18 protein-coding genes are annotated in these 21418 nt (G+C 70.0%); 8 read left to right on the top strand and 10 right to left on the bottom strand.

All coding sequences use genetic code 11. The features are described from left to right. The first annotated feature begins 175 nt into the window (after positions 1-175). Entirely contained in the window at positions 176-2038 is a 1863-nt protein-coding gene (gene aspS / locus ACMUOO_RS04070) for an aspartate--tRNA ligase (RefSeq protein WP_301919148.1), read from the top strand. Here aspS and ACMUOO_RS04075 read toward each other — a convergent pair. Beyond that, entirely contained in the window at positions 2010-2966 is a 957-nt protein-coding gene (locus ACMUOO_RS04075) for a LysR family transcriptional regulator (protein ID WP_413854883.1), read from the bottom strand. The genes aspS and ACMUOO_RS04075 overlap by 29 nt on opposite strands. 121 nt (positions 2967-3087) lie before the next feature. On the opposite strand from ACMUOO_RS04075, the gene ACMUOO_RS04080 reads away from it, so the two are divergent. Together ACMUOO_RS04080 and ACMUOO_RS04085 are read left to right on the top strand one after the other, a co-directional pair. Further along, complete coding sequence (locus ACMUOO_RS04080; protein WP_301919146.1) at positions 3088-3774, top strand: hemerythrin domain-containing protein; 687 nt, start codon at positions 3088-3090, stop codon at positions 3772-3774. Between the two features lie 203 nt (positions 3775-3977). Further along, complete coding sequence (locus ACMUOO_RS04085; RefSeq protein ID WP_301919145.1) at positions 3978-4301, top strand: hypothetical protein; 324 nt, start codon at positions 3978-3980, stop codon at positions 4299-4301. Positions 4302-4407: 106 nt separating this feature from the next. Here ACMUOO_RS04085 and ACMUOO_RS04090 read toward each other — a convergent pair whose 3' ends face one another. Further along, a complete protein-coding gene (locus ACMUOO_RS04090) occupies positions 4408-4536 on the bottom strand; it encodes a hypothetical protein (protein ID WP_301919144.1) in 129 nt (42 codons plus the stop codon). A gap of 182 nt (positions 4537-4718) precedes the next feature. Here ACMUOO_RS04090 and ACMUOO_RS04095 point away from each other — a divergent pair, with 182 nt between their 5' ends. Next, on the top strand, positions 4719-5447 hold the full coding sequence (locus ACMUOO_RS04095; protein ID WP_301919143.1) for a GNAT family N-acetyltransferase: 729 nt from the start codon (positions 4719-4721) through the stop codon (positions 5445-5447). 32 nt (positions 5448-5479) lie between these two features. On the opposite strand, the gene ACMUOO_RS04100 is transcribed toward ACMUOO_RS04095, so the two are convergent. Next, positions 5480-6187 (bottom strand): response regulator, encoded by a 708-nt coding sequence (locus ACMUOO_RS04100; protein ID WP_301919142.1) that lies wholly within the window; start codon positions 6185-6187, stop codon positions 5480-5482. A gap of 155 nt (positions 6188-6342) precedes the next feature. Between ACMUOO_RS04100 and mce the strand changes: the two genes are divergently transcribed. Both mce and ACMUOO_RS04110 read left to right on the top strand, forming a co-directional pair. Beyond that, complete coding sequence (mce, locus tag ACMUOO_RS04105) at positions 6343-6747, top strand: methylmalonyl-CoA epimerase (protein WP_301919141.1); 405 nt, start codon at positions 6343-6345, stop codon at positions 6745-6747. Continuing rightward, a complete protein-coding gene (locus ACMUOO_RS04110) occupies positions 6747-7037 on the top strand; it encodes a DUF1467 family protein (protein ID WP_301919140.1) in 291 nt (96 codons plus the stop codon). Before mce ends, ACMUOO_RS04110 begins: the two co-directional genes overlap by 1 nt. Before the next feature lie 6 nt (positions 7038-7043). Here the strand turns inward: ACMUOO_RS04110 and ACMUOO_RS04115 are convergent, their stop codons facing one another. Both ACMUOO_RS04115 and ACMUOO_RS04120 read right to left on the bottom strand, forming a co-directional pair. Further along, a complete protein-coding gene (locus tag ACMUOO_RS04115; protein WP_301919139.1) occupies positions 7044-8918 on the bottom strand; it encodes a monovalent cation:proton antiporter-2 (CPA2) family protein in 1875 nt (624 codons plus the stop codon). Between the two features lie 167 nt (positions 8919-9085). Further along, positions 9086-12202: a hypothetical protein gene (locus tag ACMUOO_RS04120; protein ID WP_413854884.1), complete on the bottom strand. Its 3117-nt coding sequence runs from the start codon at positions 12200-12202 to the stop codon at positions 9086-9088. Between the two features lie 158 nt (positions 12203-12360). Here ACMUOO_RS04120 and ACMUOO_RS04125 point away from each other — a divergent pair, with 158 nt between their 5' ends. Next, positions 12361-13059, top strand: coding sequence for an SIMPL domain-containing protein (locus ACMUOO_RS04125; protein WP_301919137.1), 699 nt, complete (start codon positions 12361-12363; stop codon positions 13057-13059). 39 nt (positions 13060-13098) lie between these two features. Here ACMUOO_RS04125 and ACMUOO_RS04130 read toward each other — a convergent pair whose 3' ends face one another. From ACMUOO_RS04130 to ACMUOO_RS04140, 3 genes are all read right to left on the bottom strand, one after another. Then, positions 13099-14385 carry an O-acetylhomoserine aminocarboxypropyltransferase/cysteine synthase family protein gene (locus tag ACMUOO_RS04130; protein WP_301919136.1) on the bottom strand — a complete coding sequence of 429 codons (1287 nt, stop codon included), beginning with the start codon at positions 14383-14385 and terminating at the stop codon, positions 13099-13101. Between the two features lie 72 nt (positions 14386-14457). Further along, positions 14458-15852 carry a trypsin-like peptidase domain-containing protein gene (locus ACMUOO_RS04135; protein WP_301919135.1) on the bottom strand — a complete coding sequence of 465 codons (1395 nt, stop codon included), beginning with the start codon at positions 15850-15852 and terminating at the stop codon, positions 14458-14460. A gap of 73 nt (positions 15853-15925) precedes the next feature. Continuing rightward, on the bottom strand, positions 15926-16921 hold the full coding sequence (locus ACMUOO_RS04140) for a hypothetical protein (protein ID WP_301919134.1): 996 nt from the start codon (positions 16919-16921) through the stop codon (positions 15926-15928). A gap of 174 nt (positions 16922-17095) precedes the next feature. On the opposite strand from ACMUOO_RS04140, the gene ACMUOO_RS04145 reads away from it, so the two are divergent. Next, the gene (locus ACMUOO_RS04145) at positions 17096-19594 is read left to right on the top strand and encodes a heavy metal translocating P-type ATPase (protein WP_413854885.1); all 2499 of its coding nucleotides are present in this window, start codon (positions 17096-17098) and stop codon (positions 19592-19594) included. A 205-nt stretch (positions 19595-19799) separates the two neighbouring features. Here ACMUOO_RS04145 and ACMUOO_RS04150 read toward each other — a convergent pair whose 3' ends face one another. Both ACMUOO_RS04150 and ACMUOO_RS04155 read right to left on the bottom strand, forming a co-directional pair. Further along, positions 19800-21191, bottom strand: coding sequence for a cytosine permease (locus ACMUOO_RS04150; RefSeq protein WP_301919133.1), 1392 nt, complete (start codon positions 21189-21191; stop codon positions 19800-19802). Beyond that, on the bottom strand, positions 21188-21343 hold the full coding sequence (locus ACMUOO_RS04155) for a hypothetical protein (protein WP_301919132.1): 156 nt from the start codon (positions 21341-21343) through the stop codon (positions 21188-21190). Before ACMUOO_RS04155 ends, ACMUOO_RS04150 begins: the two co-directional genes overlap by 4 nt. Positions 21344-21418: the final 75 nt, after the last annotated feature.

Raw genomic sequence — 21418 nt, forward strand, 5'->3', positions numbered from 1 at the left:
TGTCGGATCCGGGCAATGTCCATGAAATGGCTTCTCGCCCCGCATTTTGGCGGGAATGTGGCGGTTCGGGGGACAATTGCCGATGCTGCCGCCGCCCTGCTCTGCCTTGACTTCGCGCGCCCGAAGCTGTGTATCGGCGCGGACCCGGATTTCGCCCTTCTGAAAGGGGAGCATCATGCACGCCTACCGCAGCCATACCTGCGCCGAACTGAACACGTCCCACGCGGGCCAGACTGTGCGGCTGGCGGGCTGGGTGCACCGGGTGCGCGATCACGGCGGGGTGCTGTTCGTCGACCTGCGCGACCATTACGGTATGACCCAGGTGGTGGCCGACAGCGACAGCCCGGCCTTCGCGGCGATCGAGCGGCTCAGGGCGGAGACGGTGATCCGTATCGACGGGCGGGTGAAGGCGCGCGACGCGAGCCTCGTGAACCCGAAGATCCCGACCGGCGGGATCGAGGTCTATGCGACCGAGATGCGGGTGCTCGGCGAGGCCGAGGAATTGCCGCTGCCGGTCTTCGGCGACCACGACTACCCCGAGGAGACGCGGCTGACCTACCGCTTCCTCGACCTGCGCCGGGAGAGCCTCCACCGCAACATGATGCTGCGCGCGCAGGTGGTGAAGTCGTTGCGCGACCGGATGTGGGCGCGGGGGTTCACCGAGTTCCAGACGCCGATCATCACCGCGTCGAGCCCCGAGGGCGCGCGCGACTTCCTCGTTCCGTCGCGGCTCCATCCGGGCAAGTTCTACGCGCTGCCGCAGGCGCCGCAGCAGTTCAAGCAGCTCATCATGGTGGCAGGTTTCGACCGCTACTTCCAGATCGCGCCCTGCTTCCGCGACGAGGACCCGCGCGCCGACCGCTCGCCCACCGATTTCTACCAGCTGGACGTAGAGATGAGCTTCGTCACGCAAGCCGATGTTTTCGCGGCCGTCCAGCCGGTGATCCAGGGTGTCTTCGAGGAGTTCGGCCAGGGTCGCAAGGTGGACCCGGACTGGCCGCTGATCTCCTACGCCGACAGCGCGCTCTGGTACGGCACCGACAAGCCGGACCTGAGGAACCCGATCCGGATGCAGGTCGTCTCCGACCATTTCCGCGGCTCGGGCTTCGCGATCTTCGCCAGGCTGCTGGAGCAGGAAGGGACGCAAGTCCGCGCCATTCCCGCGCCGGGCGGCGGCAGCCGCAAGTTCGCCGACCGGATGAATGCCTTTGCCCAGAAGGAAGGGCTGCCGGGGATGGGCTATATCTTCTGGCGGGAAGAGGAGTTCGATACTGGCGACGAAGTTCTCTTCAGAATTCAGTCGAACCAGTTTGCTGAACTCCAGCAGACCGGAAAGGTTCCACTGGCAAACACCTACATTGCCGGTGCTGGTCCCATTGCCAAGGCGCTTGGTGCTGAGAAGACCGAAGCCCTTAGGAAGGAGCTTGGTCTGAAACTTGGCGACGCCGTCTTCTTCGTCGCCGGCAAGCCGGAGCAGTTCGAGCCGGTCGCGGGCCGGGCGCGGATGGAGATCGGGCGCGAGCTGGGACTGGTCGAGGAGGGCGTCTTCAAGTTCGCCTGGATCGTCGATTTCCCGATGTACGAAAAGGACCCCGAGACCGGCCGCATCGACTTTTCCCACAACCCCTTCTCGATGCCGCAGGGGGGAATGGAGGCGCTTTCGGGCGATCCCCTGAAGGTGCTCGGGTACCAGTATGACCTTGCCTGCAACGGCTATGAACTCGTGTCGGGTGCCATCCGCAACCACAAGCCCGAGATCATGTTCAGGGCCTTCGAACTCGCCGGCTATGGGCGCGAAGAGGTCGAGAAGCGCTTCGGCGGCATGGTCAAGGCCTTCAAGTACGGCGCGCCCCCGCACGGCGGCTGCGCCGCGGGCATCGACCGGATGGTGATGCTCCTGGCCGACACCGCGAACATCCGCGAGGTCATCATGTTCCCGATGAACCAGCGCGCCGAGGACCTGATGATGGGCGCGCCCTCCGAGCCGACGAACGAACAGCTCAGGGAACTCAGGTTGAGGGTGGTGCCGAGGGAGTGACCGGGGCTGCGATCTCGCGGATGTTCCAGCGCCGCCGGACCGTCTGGTTGAGCTCGATCAGGAATTCCTCGAACACCTTCAGCCGGCGCGGTTTCAGCCGGTGGCGCGGGTGGACGATGTGGGCGGGCTGGGGTGCGGGGCGGAAGGCGTCGAGCACGGGCACAAGCCGGCCGGCGCGGACGTCGTCGAAGATGAGGTAGCTCGCAAGCTGGAGGATGCCCGCGCCGCAGCGCGCGGCCGCCACGGCGGCTTCGGCCGCCTCGAACGCGAGCGGGCCGCGTACGGGCATCGTCACGTCCCGCCCCTCGATGTGGAACCGCCAGGGCTGGGCGCGGCCGGTGCGCGAGGAGAGGATCGGCAGGCAGGCGTGGCGGTCCAGATCGTCGGGACGCGCGGGGTGGCCCGCGCGCCCCAGATAGGCCGGGGCGGCGACGGTCATCTGCGGCAACTGGCCGACGGAGCGGGCGACAATGTCGAGTTCGGGCAGCGGACCGACCAGAAGGGCGGCGTCGAGCCGCTGGCCGACGAAATCGGGGACCTCGGTGCGCGAGAGGATTTCCAGTTCGATCCCGGGGTGTCGGGCGACGAAGTCCGGCAGCGCCGGGACGACGATGATCCGCGCGATGCCGGGCGGAAGCTGGACGCGCAGCAGGCCGCGCGGGCTGCGCTCCGCCGCGCCGATGTCGTTTTCAAGTTCGTCGACATCGGTCACGATCTGGCGCGCGCGGTCGAGATAGCGCGCGCCATCCTCGGTCAGCCGCAGCCGCCGAGTCGTCCGTTCCAGAAGCTGCACGCCGAGATGGCGTTCGAGGTCGGCCACGATGGTGGAGGCGGCACCCCTGGCAAGGCCGAGGTCGGTCGACGCGGCTGTCAGGCTGCCAAGTTCGGCGACCCGCAGGAACAGACGCATGGCGCGCAAGTGGTCCATTGATTGTCCGAGAAAATCGGAGAGTGAAACCAGTATGCCGGTATTTGCAGGAAAAGAGAAGCGCTGTATTCCCCCCGGCCATTCACCAGTTCGTTTGCACACCAATTAATGGAGAGAGAATATGAACGTCCGAACGGATTTTGAGTCACCTGCGACCAGGGACCTTTATTACGCGGTCCACAAGGGCATCCGTCTGGCAAACGCACGCATGCTGATCGCGCTCGGCCAGGCGGATGCCGGTGACGAGGCGGGGCTGATGGAGGTGCTCGGCCGGCTTTCGGCGCATCTCGAGATCTGCCATTCGCACCTGACCCACGAGAACGAGAAGATCCATGCCGTTGTGGAGGCCCGCGTCCCGGGCGGTTCGGAGCATCAGGGCGAGGACCACGACCATCACCTCGACGCCTTCGGCGAGTTGCGCCGCATGACCGAGGAGGTGGCGACGGCCGGCGGCGACCGCGCGGTGAAACTGCGCCGGCTCTACCAGCGCTTCGCGATCTTCGTGGCCGACGACCTGACGCACATGCACGAGGAGGAAACCGAACTCATGCCGCTCATCGCGGCCAACTTCTCGGCGGCGGAGATCGACGGGATCGAGCATTCGATCGTGTCGAACATCCCGCCGGCGAAGATGGCGGGGTTCGGCCGGTTCATGCTCGGCGCGGCCTCGCGGCCGGAGCGGGTCGCGATGGTAACGGGCATGCGCCAGGCGATGCCGGCAGAGGCTTTCGACGGGCTTCTTGCCGCGATCATGGGCGAGACCTGGCGCTTCGGCGACTGGGAGCGGATGGAGCAGGTGCTGTGCTGAGTGCGAACTGCGACGCCTGCCCGCGGCGCCGCGCCGGGCTCTGCCCGGCTGGCCGGCGGGACGCGGAGGAACCGGTCAGCGGGAATCCCCCGGCGCTCGTGCGCCAGGACCCGAAGGCCGCTGCTGCCGCGATTTCCTGACCGCGTCCGGGCGGCTGGGCCGCACGGTCGCAATTCACATTCGACAACATTTCGGAGACTTCGATGAATTTGAACAAGAATATTGCCGCTACCCTTGCCGTCATGTCGGTCGTCACGCCGTCCTTCGCCGCGGGCGGGGAGGCGGGGTCCGAGGCGCGCTACTTCGCGCTGGTCGCCGCGAGTTTCGAGCGTGCGAGCATGCCGGTCGCCGGGCACCGCGCGACGGCGGAGGACTACCGCGAACTGGTCCTCGCGAGTTTCGAACGCACCGGCGTGCGGCTTTCCCGCGCGGATCGTGCCGACGAGGCCTACGGGGCGCTGATCCGGGCGAGCTTCGAGCGGCAGGGGATGGCGGTGGTGGCCGCGCCCTTCCCTCTCGGGTCCTGAGCCGGCCAGTGGGCCGACGGCGGCGGGGACGTCGCGCGATACCACGATGAAATGCAGGAAGCCGCGCCGGAGGGCGCGGCTTCCGGTTCTTTCGACGGTCGCCCGCTCAGAACGCCGAGGCGGCGGTGGCCGCGATGGAGAAGGTGAGCGAGAGCGCGCCGATGCCGAAGACCGCCCAATGGGCGCCCCTCACCAGCTTTTCGTTCATCGCGAACCGGATGATGTCTTTTGCCATGACCGTGATCCCCATGACACCTGAACACATGATCCGAATGTCCGGTCGGATTGCGGCGGGATTGGGACAGGGCGGGGACAGCTACGGGGCAATTTGGCGATCATTTCGCGCCGATCGCGTGCTTGCGGGCGAACGCATCCGGCCTATGATCGCCGGCGCATCGGGGCGAGGGAGGGCGGAAAATGGGCGGCGACAGGGACGCGGACGACCGGCTGGGCGCGCGGGTCGAGGGCTGGACGCCGCGATCCCGCCCCGACTGGGACCGGATCGAGGGGCGCTATGTCACGCTGGAGCGGCTCGACCCGGCGCGCCATGCGGCCGACCTCCACGCCGCGAACCGCGAGAGCGACGCGATCTGGGACTACATGCCCTATGGCCCCTTTCCTGACGAGGCGGCTTACCACACCTGGGCGGAGGGTATGGCCGGGCGCACCGATCCCTGGTTCGCCGCGCTGATCGACCGGGCGACGGGGCGCGCCGGCGGGGTGGCGAGCTATCTCAGGATCGATCCGGCGGCGGGGTCGATCGAGGTCGGCCATATCGCGCTCGCCCCGCGGCTGCAGCGGACGCGGGCGGCGACCGAGGCGATGTACCTGATGATGGCCTGGGTCTTCGACGCGGGCTATCGCCGCTACGAATGGAAGTGCAACGCGCTGAACCTCGGGTCACGCCGCGCGGCGGAGCGCTACGGTTTCAGCTTCGAGGGCGTTTTCCGGCAGGCGACGGTGGTGAAGGGGCGCAATCGCGACACCGCCTGGTTCGCGGCGATCGACCGCGAATGGCCCGCGCTGAAGGTCGCATTCGACACCTGGCTCGACCCGGCGAATTTCGACGCCGGCGGCAACCAGCGGCAGAGGCTCGCGGCGCTGACGCGCCCGATTCTCGTGACGAGCGATCCCGCGCTGCTCTGACGGGCAGGGACGCGCGCGAGCCCGCGCGCCGTTCAGAACGGAGCGCCGGCGGCGAGCCGGTCGCGCACGAGCCCGCTCAGCCGCTGCATGTCGCCCGCCCGTCCGCGCGCGAGCGCCTCGGCCGCCGCGCGCAGGGGCGCATCATGGGCCGAAAGCGCCACGCCTGAGAGGAACTGCGCAAGATAGTCGAGCGCCGGACCCTCCGGCGCGTCGCCGAGGAGATCGGCGACATGGGCGAGGTCGTCGCGGAGCGCGAGCGGGTCGGGATGCACCCGGTCGTCCTCCGCGCCGCCCTGTCCCGCGGCCACCGGTTTCGGCGTGGCGGGCAGGGCGGCGAGGATCGTACGCTGAAAGGCAGAGAGGCTTTCTATCGGCTTTGCGAGGAACCCGTCGGCACCGGCCGCGCGCGCACGCTCCTCCGCCCCGGCGTCGCCGCTGGTGCCGAGGAGGGCGGGCACCCGCGGACGCCGGGCGGCGACCTCGGAAATGAGATCGAGCCCCGACCCGTCGGGCAGGCCGAGATCGACGATGACCACGGTCGGGCGGTAGGTCATGAGGTGCCGCCGCGCGGAACGCAGGCAGTCCGCCCGCCGGATTCGTGCGCCCGAGCGCAGGCAGAGAAGTCGCATCGCCTCGCACGCGAAGCGGCTGTCCTCCACCACCAGAACCGTCAGGCCCAGGAGCGGGCGGTCGGGTGTCGGTTCGCGCGTGGCGAGAAACGCGCTCAGGTCATCGGCCATCTCATCCCTCCTGTCGTCGCGGGGCCGCCTTGTCGGGGCGAGTAAGACAGCGATTGGCTAACGGAGCGTAAACGCGCCTGCGACCAAGCGGGCGCTTGCGAAGCGGGCCGCACCGCCGCATAACCCGGCGGAACCATGTGCCGCGGAGGAGTGAGATGATCGGACGCCTGAACCATGTCGCCATCGCCGTGCCGGACCTGGAGGCTGCGGCGGCGCAATACCGCGACACGCTGGGCGCGACGGTCGGCCCGCCGCAGGACGAACCCGAACACGGCGTTACCGTGGTCTTCATCGAACTGCCGAACACGAAGGTGGAACTCCTCTACCCGCTCGGCGAGAATTCCCCGATCGCGGGCTTTCTGGAAAAGAACCCCGCGGGCGGCATCCACCACATCTGCTACGAGGTGGAGGACATCCTCGCCGCCCGCGATCGGCTGAAGGCCGCAGGCGCGCGCGTCCTCGGCATCGGCGAGCCGAAGATCGGCGCACATGGCAAGCCCGTGCTTTTTCTTCACCCGAAGGATTTCAACGGCTGCCTGGTCGAGCTGGAGCAGGTCTGATGAACCTCACCGGCGGCATCGTCCTCTTCGCGGTCATGTGGTTCATGGTGTTCCTCGTCGCGCTGCAGATCCGTCCGCGGAGCCAGGCGGACGAGGGCGAGATCGTGCCGGGAACGCCTGCGAGCGCGCCTTCGGAGGTGAGGCTGAAGCGCAAGATCGTGGCGGCGACCATGGTGACGGTGGTGCTGTGGTCGGTGGTGGCGAGCGTGATCCTGTCGGGTGCCGTCACGCTGCGCGACATCGACTGGTTCGACCAGCTCGGCGACCTGCCGGAGGCGCCGGCGAACTGAGGGCGACTACTCGGCGGCCTTGTCCGCGCTCGTGCTTTCGTCGCGCGTCTGGGTGAAGCGGGTGATCAACGCATCCTCCAGCTCGCGGTTCAGTTGCTTTGCCCGGGCGACGTAGGCGGCGTTGTTCTCCATCGGAACGCCGGGGATCCAGACCTGCGCGAGGTCGCGTACGGCGGCACGATCGAGCTTGTAGAAGGTCTTTTCCAGTTCCTTCGCCTCGTAGTCAGATAAGCCCATGTTCTCAAGAACATAGCGCGCTACCCTGAGGCTTGAGTCGAAGTATTCCCGGACGATGTCGTTGGCCCCTGCCTTGTAGAGTTGATAGACATGCTCGCGGTCGCGGGCGCGGGCGATGATGTGCAGGTCGGGGCGCTCGCGGCGCGCGTAGTCGACGAGCCGCAGGGTGGCCGCCCGGTCGTCGAGGCAGATTACGAGCACACGCGCCTGGGCGAGGCCGGCCGCGCGCAGTAGCTCCGGCCGGGTCGGGTCGCCGACATAGCCCTTGAAGCCGAATTTCCTGAGAAGCTGGATCACGTTGAGGTCGCTGTCGAGCACGGTGGTGCGGAAACCCGACATGGTCACCATGCGGTTGACCACCTGACCGAAGCGGCCGACCCCCGCGATGATGATCGGCTCCTGTTCGTCGATGTCGTCGGCCGGGCTGCGGTCGCCCTCGTCCTTCATGCGCCGGGCGAGGATGTCGTGCAGGATGAAGGCGAGCGGCGTGAGGAACATCGTCAGCGCGATGACAAGGAGGAGTTGCTGCGCCAGGGTCTCGGGCAGGATGCGCTGCTTGACGGCGAAGGCGGCGAGCACGAAGCCGAATTCGCCCGCCTGGGCGAGCCCGAGGGTGAAGAGCCACTGGTCGCGGCCGCGCAGGCGGAAGAGCCGGCCAAGGCCGTAGAGCACCGCCCCCTTCGCCGCCATCAGCGCGAGCGTCAGGCCGGCGAGCGTCACCGGCTGCTGCCAGAGGAGATCCACGTCGATGCCCGCGCCCACGGTAATGAAGAAGAGCCCGAGGAGCAGCCCCTTGAAGGGTGCGATGTCCGATTCGAGTTCGTGCCGGAACTCGGAGTTGGCGAGCACGACGCCGGCGAGGAAGGCCCCGAGCGCGGGCGAGAGCCCGACCATGAGCATCAGCGACGCGATCGTGACGACGATCATCAAGGCGAGCGCGGTATTGACCTCGCGCAGGTGGGCACGGTGGACGAACTGGTAAAGCGGACGGACGAGATACTGCCCGGCGAGAACGACGCCCGCCACGGCACCGAGCGTGACGAGGGTCACGCCCCAGGCGGGCAGTTCCTGCAGGAGGCTCAGCGCCGCATGGGCATCGGCTGCCTGGGCCTGCGCGAGGGCGCGCGCGCCGGGCAGGGCGAGGAGCGGCAGGAGCGCGAGGATCGGGATCACCGCGATGTCCTGCATGAGAAGGACCGAGAAGGCGCTGCGCCCACCCGCCGTGCGCATCAGGTTCTTCTCGGTCATCGTCTGCAGAACGATTGCCGTCGAGGAGAGCGAGAGGATGACGCCGAGCGTCAAAGCGAGGCGCCAGCCGAGGCCGAGGGCGAGCGCGCCGAGCGTCACGACGAACGCGGTGACGAGAATCTGCAGCCCGCCGAGACCGAGGAGCCGGTCGCGCATCCCCCAGAGCGCTCGCGGCTCGAGCTCCAGCCCGATCAGGAAGAGCATCATCACCACACCAAACTCGGCAAAGTGCTGGATATCTTCGGTCTCGCTGCCGACGAGGCCGAGGACCGGGCCGATGACGATGCCGGCGACCAGATAGCCGAGGACCGAGCCGAGGCCGAGCCGCGAGGCTACCGGCACGGCGAGCACCACCGCGATCAGGTAGAGCGAGGCCTGGAGAAGAAAGCTTTCCATCGGCGGTGCCGGCCTTTCGATCGGGCGATTTGCAAGGGCGGGTCCGGCGCGGCGGGGCGGCGCGCGGAAGTCCCGTTCGAATCATGTCACATTCGGGCGGAGATTTCATGGCGGGACGCGAAAAAAACGTCCCGAACGTGCGTTTTGGCGCGGGCGCCTGCGGTGCCTCAGCCGTTCTTCTGGATCTTCAGGGTGAAGCTGCGGCCGCCCTTCACGTATGTCAGCTCGCTGTCGCCGATGGCGGCGACCTGGCCGCCGTCGAGGCGGTCGCCGATCTTGACCTTGAGGAGCCGCCCGGACGGCATCCGCACCAGAGCGCGGCGGTTGGCCGAGGAGCCGTAGACGCCGATGAGATTGATCTTGCCGAGGTCGATGGCATTCTTGACGGTGGCTTGCCGGGCAACGGTGACCGTCGTCGGCATGTTCGGCACGGCCTCGAGCGGCTCCGGCTCGTCGATTTCGACGGCTTCGGGGGCGGGTTCAGGGGCGGGCGCTGGCGCGGCAGCGGGCGCGGGTTCGGGAGTGGTCACGGCGGCGGTCACGGCGGCCGCAACGGCGGCTTCGACGGCCTTGGCGAGGCCGGAGGGGCGTTCGGTGGGCCGCCGCGACGAGGCGACGGCGTAGCGGGACGCACTGGCGAGCGCCTCGGCCTCGGCGCGTGCGGCGGCCTCGGCAGCGGCGGCAATGGCCGTGGCCTGGGCGCGGGCGGTCTCGGCGCGGGCGGTGACGGCGGCAGGGCGGAGCTTCGGTCCGAGTGCGGCATGGGCAGGATCGACCGGCCCGGGAAGCGGCGGCAGGGCGCCTTCGGTCGCGGCCGGCGCGGCCTCCGGCGGCACCGGGGCGGCGGACTCCGCCGGTGCGGGCGCGGCAGGCGTCACGGGCGCGAGTGCGCGGGCTGCTGCTGCGCGTTCGAGGACCGCCGCCGGGCGGAGCTGCGGATTGCGGGCCGAGTGCGCGGGATCGACGGGCGCGGGCAGCGGCGGCAGGGTCGGCTCGGTGGCGGGCGATCCGGCTGCCGACCCGCTCGGGGCGGCGGCAGCGCCGGGGCGCGGAGCGGCGGCGGGCACGAGCGGCGGGCGGCCGGCGTAGAGCGTGAATCCGTCCGGAGTGACCACGCCCTCGGGCGTGGGAACGATGCGGCCGTCGGGGCCGAAGGTGATGACGGTGCCGAACGGAGGCGGAAGCGGCTGAGCCTCGGGCAGGGCGTCGGCGGTGGTGGCTGGTGCGGTCTCCGCAAGCCCCTCCGGCGTGGCCGGGAGGGCCTCGCGGCCGGGGTCGGCCAGGGCAGCAAGTGCCGTCGCACCGGAATTCTGGTCGTCAGCGCCGGTTGCGGCACTCGAGGGGATGCCGGTCCAGACCGGCGCGGGAGCCTGTCCGGGCGCGGCCACTGGCGCCGCTTCGGTGGCGGTCGCGGCCCCCTCGGTCGTGGCCTGCGGCGCGGGTGCGGGCATCGCAGGTGTCGTCGCGTCCGGAGCGTCCCCGAGAGCCGTGTCGGAAGGAGCCGGGTCAATCCCGGGCGCCGCGACCTCGGGCGTGTTCGGGGCGGGCGTGGAGGCGGCGACCGCTTCATCCCCGGCGAGCGCCTCGGTCAGGGCTGCCGTCACCGCATCGCCGGCCGGGTCCGTCGCGCCGTCTATGCCGGCGGTCGCTGCCGTGGCGGGCCGCGGTGGCGGTGCCGTTTGCTGGGCCGTCCGCTGGGCCGTTTGCGGGGCGGGCGTGCTCGCGGTTTCGGCAGGCTCGGCCGGAACAGCGGGTGCCGCCGATGTCTCGGCGGGGGCTGCCGGGTCGGGTGAGGTCGGCGCAGCGCCGAACCACAGCGACCAGAGCGCGACGGCGAGCATAAGGAGCACAAGGGCCGCGGTGAGGATCAGTCCGAGCCGCCGGCGGTCGGGCACGGTGCGGCGGGGCGCGGCGGGGGGTGCGCCGAACGCCCCGGTTGCCTCCGACGGCGCCAGCGAACTGGCGGCGGCCTGGCGTTCGCGCAACTGCGCCTGGGTGCCGTGGCGGGTCTCGGGCAGGGCGGTGAGGGGCGTCCGGCCAGACCCCTTGCGACGGAGCCCGTTGCCCCCCGCGCCGTCCCGTGCATCCGCGACGGTCTGAGGCAGGTCGATGGCCGGGGCCGTGATGGCGAGCGTCGCTGCCGCCGGGCCGATCCGCGGGACGCCGCGGGGTACGGTCACCGTTTCGGGCGCGTCGGCGAGGAGGTGGAGCCTGGAGGTCGCCTCGGCGAGGAGGCTCGCCGGATCGCCGGGCGGCGCGCCGTGCGTTTCCGCGGCGCCGCCGGTCGTCTGCCGGCGCGAGGCGAACGCGGGGGACAGGACCGTGCCGTCGGGAAGCTCCGTCGCGTCGGCCGTCCGGGTCGCCGTCCCTGCGTCGAAGTCCTCCGCGAGGTCCTCGATGGCGATGAAGGGGGCCTCTGGTACCGGGGCCGCGTCAGGTTCGCCGGTCGGCGGGGCAGGCGCCGGGTCCGTCGCTTCCAGCTTTTCGGCGTCGATGATCGTTTCCGGCAAGTCTGACGGCGAAGCCGGCGCGGCGTCGGTTGGTTCAGGTTCGATTCCGCCCGATTCGCCGACCTCGTGCGCCTCGTCTTGCGACCGGGCTGCGGCCTCGGTCGCGGCCGCTTCGGTCGCGCCGGCCTCCGCCACGGCAGGGCTGGCGGTGCCTGCCTCGAGCGCTTCGGGTCCGGCGGTCTCTGCTGCCCCCGGTGCGATGATCGCGGCGATCTCGGGCGGCAGCGCGACGATCCGGACCGGGTCCTGATCGCGGTCGAGGCGGGCGCCGTCGGGCAGGTGGATTGCGGCCCGCGAGCATGGGCCGAAGAAGGGCTCTCCCGCGAAACGCCCCGGCGAGGGGGCGGCGACGAAGGCGACCGGATTGAAGCCCTGCGCCTCGGCGAAGCTCTCCGCCTCGGCCAGCGTGACCCGCGCCACCACGGCGACGAGAACCTTCGCGCCGCCGTTCTGCCGCGACCAGTCGTAGGCCAGGTCCACCACCGCGTAGGGCGTGCGGCCTTCGAGCGCGGTCGCGATCTGGGCCCGGCGGCTGGCGGCATCGGGGCCTGGTGCCGAGACCTCGGTATAGAGGATCTGCGTGTCCGGCAGGACGAGCTTCGTCGCCACGCCCCCCGGCGCGAGCGTTTCGGCGCGGCCGCGGAGGTCGGCAAGCCGGCTTTCCAGATCGGGAGCGTCGAAGCCGACATGCCCGAGCGGGGCCCAGCCCTCCGCGACCCTGAAAAGCAGGGTCAGTCCATCCTCGGAAAGAGAGAGTGCGAAGGGAGGTTTCATTTCCGGGCAGGTAGCATGTTCAGGGGCGAAGCCAAAGCCGCCGGCGTGTCGCAGTCTGTCCTAAAGCAGTTTTTCGCCCATGGAAAGCCGGCCGGCCAAGGATCGGCTTGCAGGATGCGTCGAAGATCCGATGATCGGCGCCGGAGATGGAGGTTTTCATGCGCTTTTCCAGTCTTTTCGCAACCCTGGCCATGGTGGCCCTGCCCGCCTTCGCGGAGGATGCGGCGCCGGCCGTGATTTCCGTGACCGGCGAGGGGAGGGTGGAGGCCCCGCCCGACATGGCGACGGTCTCGCTCGGCGTGCAGACCGATGCCGATACGGCCGCCGGCGCCATGGCCGAGAACTCCGCCCGGCTCGCGGCGGTGATCGAACGGCTGAAGGCTGCGGGCATCGAGCCGCGCGACATCCAGACCTCTGGCCTCTCGCTCGGCCCCCGCTACGACTACGGCCGATCGGACGGCGCGCCGCCGACGGTGGTGGGGTATACGGCGGCGAACATGGTCACGGTCCGCGTGCGCGTGCTCGATAGCGTGGGGGGCGTGCTCGACGCGGTGGTTGCCGACGGGGCGAACACGCTCAACGGCCTCGGCTTCGGGCTGGCCGACGACAGCGCGCCGAAGGACGAGGCGCGGCGCAGGGCGGTGGCGGATGCGGCGGCCAAGGCCGCGCTCTACGCCGAGGCGGCGGGCGTCAAGCTCGGCCGCGTGCACGCGATCACCGAGGCGGGGGGCTACATGCCGCCGATGCCGATGGCGATGGAGGCGGCGGGCTACGCGAAGTCGGCCGCGGTTCCGGTCGCGCCGGGCGAGCTGGCGATCACCGCCTCGGTCGGAATGGTCTACGAGATCGCGGAGTGACGTAACGTGCGGGGCGGCCGGACCGCCCCGCCCTTTGCCTCAGGCCGTCGCCTTGGCCAGCGCCTGGTCGAGGTCGGCGATGATGTCGTCGGCGTCCTCGATCCCGATCGACACGCGCACCACGTTCGGTGCCGCGCCCGCCGCCTTCTGCTGCTCGGGCGAGAGCTGGCGGTGGGTCGTGGAGGCCGAGTGGATGATCAGCGAGCGGGTGTCGCCGAGGTTCGCCACGTGGCTGAAAAGTTCGAGCGAATCGACGAGCTTCACGCAGGCCTCGTAGCCACCCCGTACCGCGAAGGTGAAAAGGGCGCCGGCACCCTTCGGGCAGATCTTCTTAGCGCGGTCGTGATAGGGCGAGGAGGGCAGGCCGGCGTAGGTGACGAATTCGACGCGCGGGTCCTTCTCCAGCCACTCGGCGACCTTTCGGGCGTTGGCGACATGGCGTTCCATCCGGAGCGAAAGAGTCTCGATCCCCATGAGCGTGTAGTGCGCCGCCTGCGGGTTCATCGTCATGCCGAGATCGCGCAGGCCGATGGCGATGGAGTGGAAGGTGTAGGAGAGCGGCCCGAAGGTCTCGTGGAACTTGAGGCCGTGGTAGGCCGGTTCGGGCGCCGAGAGCGAGGGGAACTTGCCCGAGGCGGACCAGTCGAACTTGCCGGAATCTATGATGGCGCCGCCGGTCACGGTGCCGTTGCCGGTGAGGTACTTCGTCGTGGAGTGGACGACGAGCGTCGCACCCATCTCGATCGGGCGGCAGAGCCAGGGCGTGGCCGAGGTGTTGTCGACGATGAGCGGCAGCCCGGCCTTGTCGGCCACGGCGGCAAGTGCCGGGATGTCGGTGACATAGCCGCCCGGGTTGGCGATCGATTCGCAGAAGAGCGCGCGGGTGTTCTCGTCGATGGCCGCCGCTACGGCGGCGAGGTCGTCGGTATCGACGAACTTCGCCGACCAGCCGAAGCGCTTGATGGTCTGGCTGAACTGCGTGACGGTGCCGCCGTAGAGGCGGGTCGAGACGACGATGTTGCGCCCCGGCCCCATCAGCGGGAAAAGCGCCATGATCTGCGCCGCATGCCCGGAGGAGCAGCAGACGCCGCCGACGCCGCCCTCGAGCGTGGCGATCCGTTCTGCGAGCGCCGAGACGGTGGGGTTGGTCAGGCGGGAGTAGATGTAGCCCACCTCCTGAAGGTTGAAGAGCGCGGCCGCATGGTCGGCGTCGCGGAAAACATAGGCGGTGGTCTGGTAGATCGGCACCTGGCGCGCGCCGGTGGCCGGGTCGGGGCGGGCGCCCGCATGGACCTGCAGCGTGTCGAATCCGTAGTTTTTCGTCATGGCGTCACTCCCGGTTGGTCGGGTCGCGACGTTAGGTCAGTCTTCGCGGAGGCACAACGGGCAACCGCCGGCTCAGCCGCCGGAGAGGCGCAGGATGCCGCGCTGGCCGTTGCGGAGGAACTCCACCGCCCAGCTGCGGCGGCCGTCCGAGGTGAGCCGGTCGACATCGGGCGGGCCTTCGACCGCCGTCCCGTTGATCGCGGTGACCACGTCGCCGGGGCGCAGCCCCGTCGCGCGGGCCGGGCCGGCGACGGCGGTGACCACGGCGCCCGTCGTCGACAGGGGCAGGCCGAGCCGGTCCACGAGGGCCGGATCGAGCGGCGCGAGCGTGAGTCCGGCGAAGGCCGAGCCGGGGCCGAGGGTCAGGGGCGCCGCGGCCGCGGGTGCGGGGGCGAGTTGCACCGTCGCGGTCGCTTCCGCGCCGTCGCGGCGAAAGGTGACGTCCGCCGTGCCGTCGGGGCCGAGGACGGCCAGCCGGTAGTCGAGCTCGGCCGCGCCTTTGACGGCGTGGCTGCCGATGGCCGTGATGACGTCGCCGGTGCGGAATCCGGCAGCGGCGAAGGGGCTTTCCGGGTGCAGGTCGCGCACGAGGACGCCGCCGGGCGCCGCAAGTCCGAGCGCCTCGGCGAGGTCTGCGTCCACCGGCTGCACGTCGATTCCCGCCCAGGGCCGGATGAAGCGGCTGGAACCGGCCTCGGCCTGCGCCACGACCTGACCGACCATGTTGGCGGGAATTGCGAAGCCGATGCCGTTCGATCCGCCGGAGCGGGTGACGATCATCGTGTTGATGCCGAGAAGCCGGCCCTCGGTATCCACGAGCGCGCCGCCCGAGTTGCCGGGATTGATCGCCGCGTCGGTCTGGATGAAATAGCCCTGCGGGCGGTCGGGCGCGCCCCTGCCGCCGCCGCGCCCGGCCCGGGCTAGGGCCGAGACGATGCCGCTCGTCACCGTCTGCCCGACGCCGAAGGGATTGCCGATCGCAAGGACGAGATCGCCCACCTCTGCGCCGTCGGCATCGGCCAGGGGCAGCGCGGGCAGGCCGGCTGCCCCGTCGAGACGGATCACCGCGAGGTCGAGGCCGGCGTCGGCGAGGATCACCTCGCCTGCGAATTCGCGGGCGTCGGCCAGCACCACCCGGATGTCGTCTGCCTCGGCCACGACATGGTAGTTGGTCACGACGATACCGTCCGCGCGCAGGATCACGCCCGAGCCGAGGGCGTTCTGGATGCGCGGCGTGGCCGGACCGAAGTCGAAGAACTGCGAGAAGAAGGGATCGTCGGCAAAGGGGTTCGCGCGCTCCGCGACGATGCGGCGGGCGTAGATCGAGACGACGGTTGGGGCGGCGGCCCGCACCACAGGCGCGAAGGAGAGCGCGACTTCGGCGGTGCTTCCGGGCACCTGCGGTTCGGCCCGGAGCGGGGCGGCAAGCGCGAGAAGGAGCGGCAGGGCGAAAAGGGACTGGCGCATGGGATACCGGACATGGCGGCTTTTGCTGCGCCATAGGTCGCGCCGATGGCGTCGCAATTCAAGGCCCGACGCATCAGCGCGTCCAGAGGCCGGCGCGCTTGATCGTGTTGCGGATCACCTGTTCGCGGCGGGGAAGGTCGCTGCGGTCGAAGAGCGCGCGCACCTGTGCGCCCTTGCCCTGGTAGACGATCTTCTTCAGGGGCTCATGCTCCTTCAGGACCTTCTTCACCCAGTTTGGGGCGGTCACCTCCTCCAGCACGGCCACCGCGCGGTCGCTTTCGCGCGCGTAGAGAAGCGGGAAGGTCCGGTAGTGGCAGGTCACCGCGCCGTCGAGCCCGGCAAGCGCCGGCCCCGGCCGCCCGCCGCCGAGGGCGTGGATGACGAGGGGCAGCGCCACCTGGTCGAGCCAGGGGTCGAGCGATTGGCAGACGAGTTCCTCGGGCGGGTCGTCGCGGATCGACAGGGCATAGTCGAGAAAGCGCTGGCCGAAGGCGCGGGGGCAGGGGCCGAAGAACCAGCCGGCGTTGAAGTAGAGGTAGCGTTCCCAGTGCTCGTCGGGCTGGGCGAGGTCCAGCGAGGAGCCGAAGTCGAGGCCGAAGCGGTCGTAGAGGGATTTCCAGATCGCAGTGTAGCCCGGGCCATAGAGCTCGATCCCGGGCCAGGTCCCTTCGCGGCGCATCGAGGCGGAGGGCCGGGCGAAGTCGAAGGGCACCGCCGAAAGTGCGCCGGTCACCAGCGTGTCGGTGTCGACAAAGAGGAAGGGCGCATCCTCGGGCGCGGCCAGCAAGGCCTCGATCTTGTTGCCCTGCGGATAGGCCGCGCCGAAATGGCGCGCTTCGAACGGCAGGATTTCGGCCCCGAGGCGCTCGATGAGGGCACGGATGGGGCCGGGCAGGCGTGGATCGCCGGGCCAGGCGCCGCCGGACTGCGGTTCCATCACGATCAGCCGGCCGGCGAAGCCGGGGTCGGAGGCGCGGAGCGACGCGGCGAGCACCACCGCCTCGTAGCCGAGCCGGCCGGCCTGGCCCACCGCGAGGATGTTGAATGACTGTGCGTTGCTGTCCGGCATGGCCTGGTTCCGCCTGTCGCTCCGGGATAGCAGCCGGACGCCGGCATTACACCCAGAAAGTCGCCCCCGGCGGGGGCGATCACGGCACGCATCCCGGCACGGTCTTGACCCTTCCGGCGGGGTGGCGCAAACCCCATATGGAAACGGTCGGGCACTGGTCCCGAGGACGGTTGCATGGACATGTCAGCGAAAGTCCCCGCCGAGACGGTCGCGCTCCCCGTCGAGGGGATGACCTGCGCCTCCTGTGTCGGCCGTGTCGAACGGGCCCTGAAGGGGGTGCCGGGCGTCCTTGACGCCAGCGTGAACCTTGCCACGGAACGCGCGGAGGTCCGTCTCGCCTCTGCGGTCGCGCGGGCCGATCTGATCCGCGCGGTCGAGCGCGCAGGCTACACGGTCAGCCCCGCGACCGCGGAACTCGCCATCGAGGGGATGACCTGCGCCTCCTGCGTCGGCCGCGTCGAACGCGCGCTGCGCGCCGTGCCCGGCGTCACCGAGGCCAGCGTGAACCTGGCGACCGAGCGTGCGACCGTGAAGGGCAGTGCCGATGCCGCCACCCTGATCGGGGCAGTCGAGCGGGCGGGCTACACAGCGCACCCGGTCGAACGGAGCGGTGCGGCAGATGCCGAGGCCGAGGCGCGGAAGGATGCCGAGCGTGGCCGGCTCCGCCGCGATCTCTGGCGCGCGGCGGTGCTGACCCTGCCTGTCTTCATCCTCGAGATGGGCAGCCATGTCATTCCCGGGATGCACCATCTCATCGCCGCGACCATCGGCATGTCCACGAGCTGGCTGATCCAGTTCACGCTGACGACGGCCGTTCTCGCCGGCCCGGGCCTGCGCTTCTACGCGAAGGGCCTCCCCGCGCTGTTCCGGGGCGCGCCCGACATGAACAGCCTCGTCGCCGTGGGCACGCTGGCCGCCTATGCCTATTCGCTCGTCGCGACCTTCGCGCCGGGGCTGCTGCCGGCGGGCACGGTGAACGTCTACTACGAGGCCGCGGCGGTCATCGTGACGCTGATCCTGTTCGGACGGGTGCTCGAGGCGCGGGCAAAGGGCCGCACCTCGGAGGCGATCAGACGGTTGGTCGGCCTGCAGCCCCGGACCGCCCGCGTGCGGCGCGGCGGATCGGTCGTCGAGATCGAGGCCCCGGATGTCGCCCCCGGCGACATCGTCGAGGTGCGCCCCGGCGAGAGGGTGCCGGTGGACGGCGAGGTGACCGAAGGCGAGAGCTGGATCGACGAGAGCATGATCTCGGGCGAGCCCCTCCCGGTGGCGAAGGCGGCGGGCGCCAGGGTTACCGGCGGCACGGTCAACCAGACCGGGGCCTTCGCCTTCCGCGCCACCGCCGTCGGCGCCGACACCGTGCTCGCGCAGATCATCCGCATGGTCGAGGAGGCGCAGGCCGCCAAGCTGCCGATCCAGGGTCTCGTCGACAGGATCACGCTGTGGTTCGTGCCGGCGGTGATGTCGATCGCCGCCCTGACCTTCGGCCTGTGGTTCTTCCTCGGTCCGGATCCGGCGCTGACCTTCGGCCTCGTGAACGCGGTCGCGGTCCTGATCATCGCCTGCCCCTGCGCGATGGGCCTCGCCACGCCCACCTCGATCATGGTCGGGACCGGCCGCGGGGCGGAGCTTGGCGTGCTTTTCCGCAAGGGTGACGCGCTGCAGGCGCTGGAGGGGGCGCGGGTCGTCGCGCTCGACAAGACCGGGACGCTGACCGAGGGCAGGCCGGCCCTGACCGACCTCGTCCTGGCCGAGGGGTTCGAACGCGCGGACGTGCTGTCCCGGATCGCCGCCGTCGAGGCGAAGTCCGAGCATCCGATCGCCCGCGCCATCGGCGCGGCGGCCGCGGCCGAAAGGCTGGTCCTGCCCGCCGTCGGGTCGTTCGAGAGCGTGACCGGCTTCGGCGTTTCAGCCGAGGCAGGCGGCATCCGGGTCGAGATCGGCGCAGACCGTTACATGGCGAAGCTCGGCCATGATGTTGAAGCGTTTGCCGAGACGGCCGCGCGGCTTGCCGGCGAAGGCAGGTCGCCGCTCTACGCCGCGATCGGCGGCCGTCTTGCCGCGATCCTCGCCGTGGCCGACCCGGTCAAGGCGACGACCCCGGAGGCGATCCGGGCGCTGCACCGCCTCGGGCTCAAGGTCGCGATGATCACCGGCGACAACCGCCGCACCGCCGAAGCCATCGCCCGGCGCCTCGGGATCGACGAGGTGGCGGCCGAGGTCCTGCCCGACGGCAAGGTCGCGGCGATCAGGCGGTTGAAGGCGCTCGGGGCCGTGGCTTTCGTTGGCGACGGCATCAACGACGCCCCGGCGCTGGCCGAGGCGGATGTCGGGATCGCGGTCGGCACCGGCACGGACGTGGCCATCGAGGCGGCCGACGTCGTGCTGATCTCGGGCTCGTTGCGCGCTGTGCCGGACGCCATCGCGCTCAGCCGGGCAACGATGCGGAACATCCGGCAGAACCTCTTCTGGGCCTTCGCCTATAACGCCGCCCTGATCCCGGTGGCCGCTGGCGCGCTCTGGCCTGCCGCGGGCATCCTGCTCTCGCCCGTCTTCGCCGCCGGGGCGATGGCGCTCTCGTCGGTCTTCGTCCTCGGCAACGCCCTCCGGCTCCGCCGCTTCGCCGCGCCGATGGCCGGCGCGAGCGGTGCCGTCGGAAACGCCCCGGCGTGACGGCTGCGACCGCTGGGTAATTTGAGGTCACGGGAAATCCGTTGGAGAGCGGTGGGGATGCCCTCTGGCGCCATCTCGAAAGAAGCGCCGCACGCTGGACGGAAGGCTGCGCGGGAAGACCCCTTGCCTTGCCCGCCTCGACGCGCGTCTCATGGCAGCATCAGGCATGTGGCCGCCGCCCGCGCCGGGCGGCGGCCAGGGTCTGCTATTCGTAGCCTCCCTTGCCGGAAGGCCGCACCAGGAGAACCGTGACCAGGGCGTAGACGACGCCGGCGACCACCGCGGTGGGCAGTGACGCCGTCAGATAGTCGTAGGGCGCCCGGCTGGCATAGGTGACCGGGTTCAGCAGGTAGAGATAGGTGACGAACCCGGCGACCATGGCGAGGATCGCCGCCGGATTGAACCCACCCCAGTAGTGATAGTCCGTGCCGGGCCCGCCGACGAACACGGCGCGAATGCTGATCCGCTGGCGGCGCAGGATCAGGTAGTCGGTGATCTGGATCGCGCAGATCGGGGCGAAGGACACACCGATGAAAGCGAGGAACGTGCCGAAGTTGTTGAAGAAGAGGTCCGGCACGAAGAGGCTGACCGCCGCAACCGGAACCAGCGCGAAGAGCATCAGGACGCCCCATCGCGTCTCCGCCAGCGCCGGCACCTGGCGGAGGCCGATGGCGGTTGCGTAGACGCCGGCGAGGGTCGTGCCGAAGTTCGCTGCGATGACGAAGAGAAGCGCGATGACCCCGTAGGTCGGGCCGCCGAGCTGGACAAGCCAGGCCGCGGGGTCGGAGACCTGGAGCGCCAGAATGGCCGCGAGCCCGACCACCGAAAGGATCGGCACCGGCAGGCCCATGCCGAGCATGGCCGGCAGGGTGGCCCCCCCGGCGTTCGGCGCCTTGCGCACCATCGCGCCGATATAGGGCCACCAGCTCAGGAGACTGACGATCCCGATCTCGACCCCGGTGACATAGTCCCAGCGCAGGCTGCCCGAGGCGTAGGCCGGCTTGGCTTCGGCGAGAACCCCCGACTCGCGGGTCACGAGGATCCATGTCATCCAGCCGCCGATTCCAACGATGAAGAAGAAAAGCACCTTCGAGACGAGTTCGAGCCCCGTTCCGCCACGCAGAAGCACGATGTAGACGAAAATGCAGGCAAGTATCGTCAGGCCGCGCAGCACCCAGTCGCCCGTGTCGGGCGTGATGAGCCCGAGCGTCTGAAGGAGCTGGTCCACCGACTTGCCGAAGAAGATCATCAGCAGGCAGTTCCAGCCGATGATCGAGGCGTACTGAAGGAAGACGGTGATGATCCAGCCCCGGTCTCCGAACTGCGGGCGCGCCGAGGCGATGGAATCGATGCCGAACCGGGTGGCGGGCGGGACGACGGCGAGCGTGACCAGAAGCATTCCGATCATGCTGCCGGCCGTCATTGCGGCGAAACCCATGCGCAGGTTCAGGTAGTAGCCGACGTATTCGCCGATGATGTAGCACCACGTCGCCGCTGCGGTGACAAGCAGCACCGCGAAGAGCTGCCAGCGGTTCCAGTCGCGTTCCGTGCGGGTCAGCGGCCAGCCGGTTTCGTCAGAACTATCCCTCGCGCTCATTGCCACCCCCACAGCAGGAGAAGGGCGGGGCCGACGACGCCCAGCAGCAGGAGCCAGACCCAGTCGGCGGGCCCGAAACCGGCCCCCTGGTTTTCGGCCCTCTCCAGCGCATCGATCCGCTGTTCAAGTTCCAGTGGAAGCTTGTCGTGCATTCTCGTTCTCCCTCGTTGTGGCCCCGTAGCCCTCCGGGCCTGCATTGCTCCGGTTCAGGTGCACCCCGGAGAAGG

It is taken from the genome of Albidovulum sp. (assembly GCF_041919395.1).
GTDB lineage: Bacteria > Pseudomonadota > Alphaproteobacteria > Rhodobacterales > Rhodobacteraceae > Albidovulum.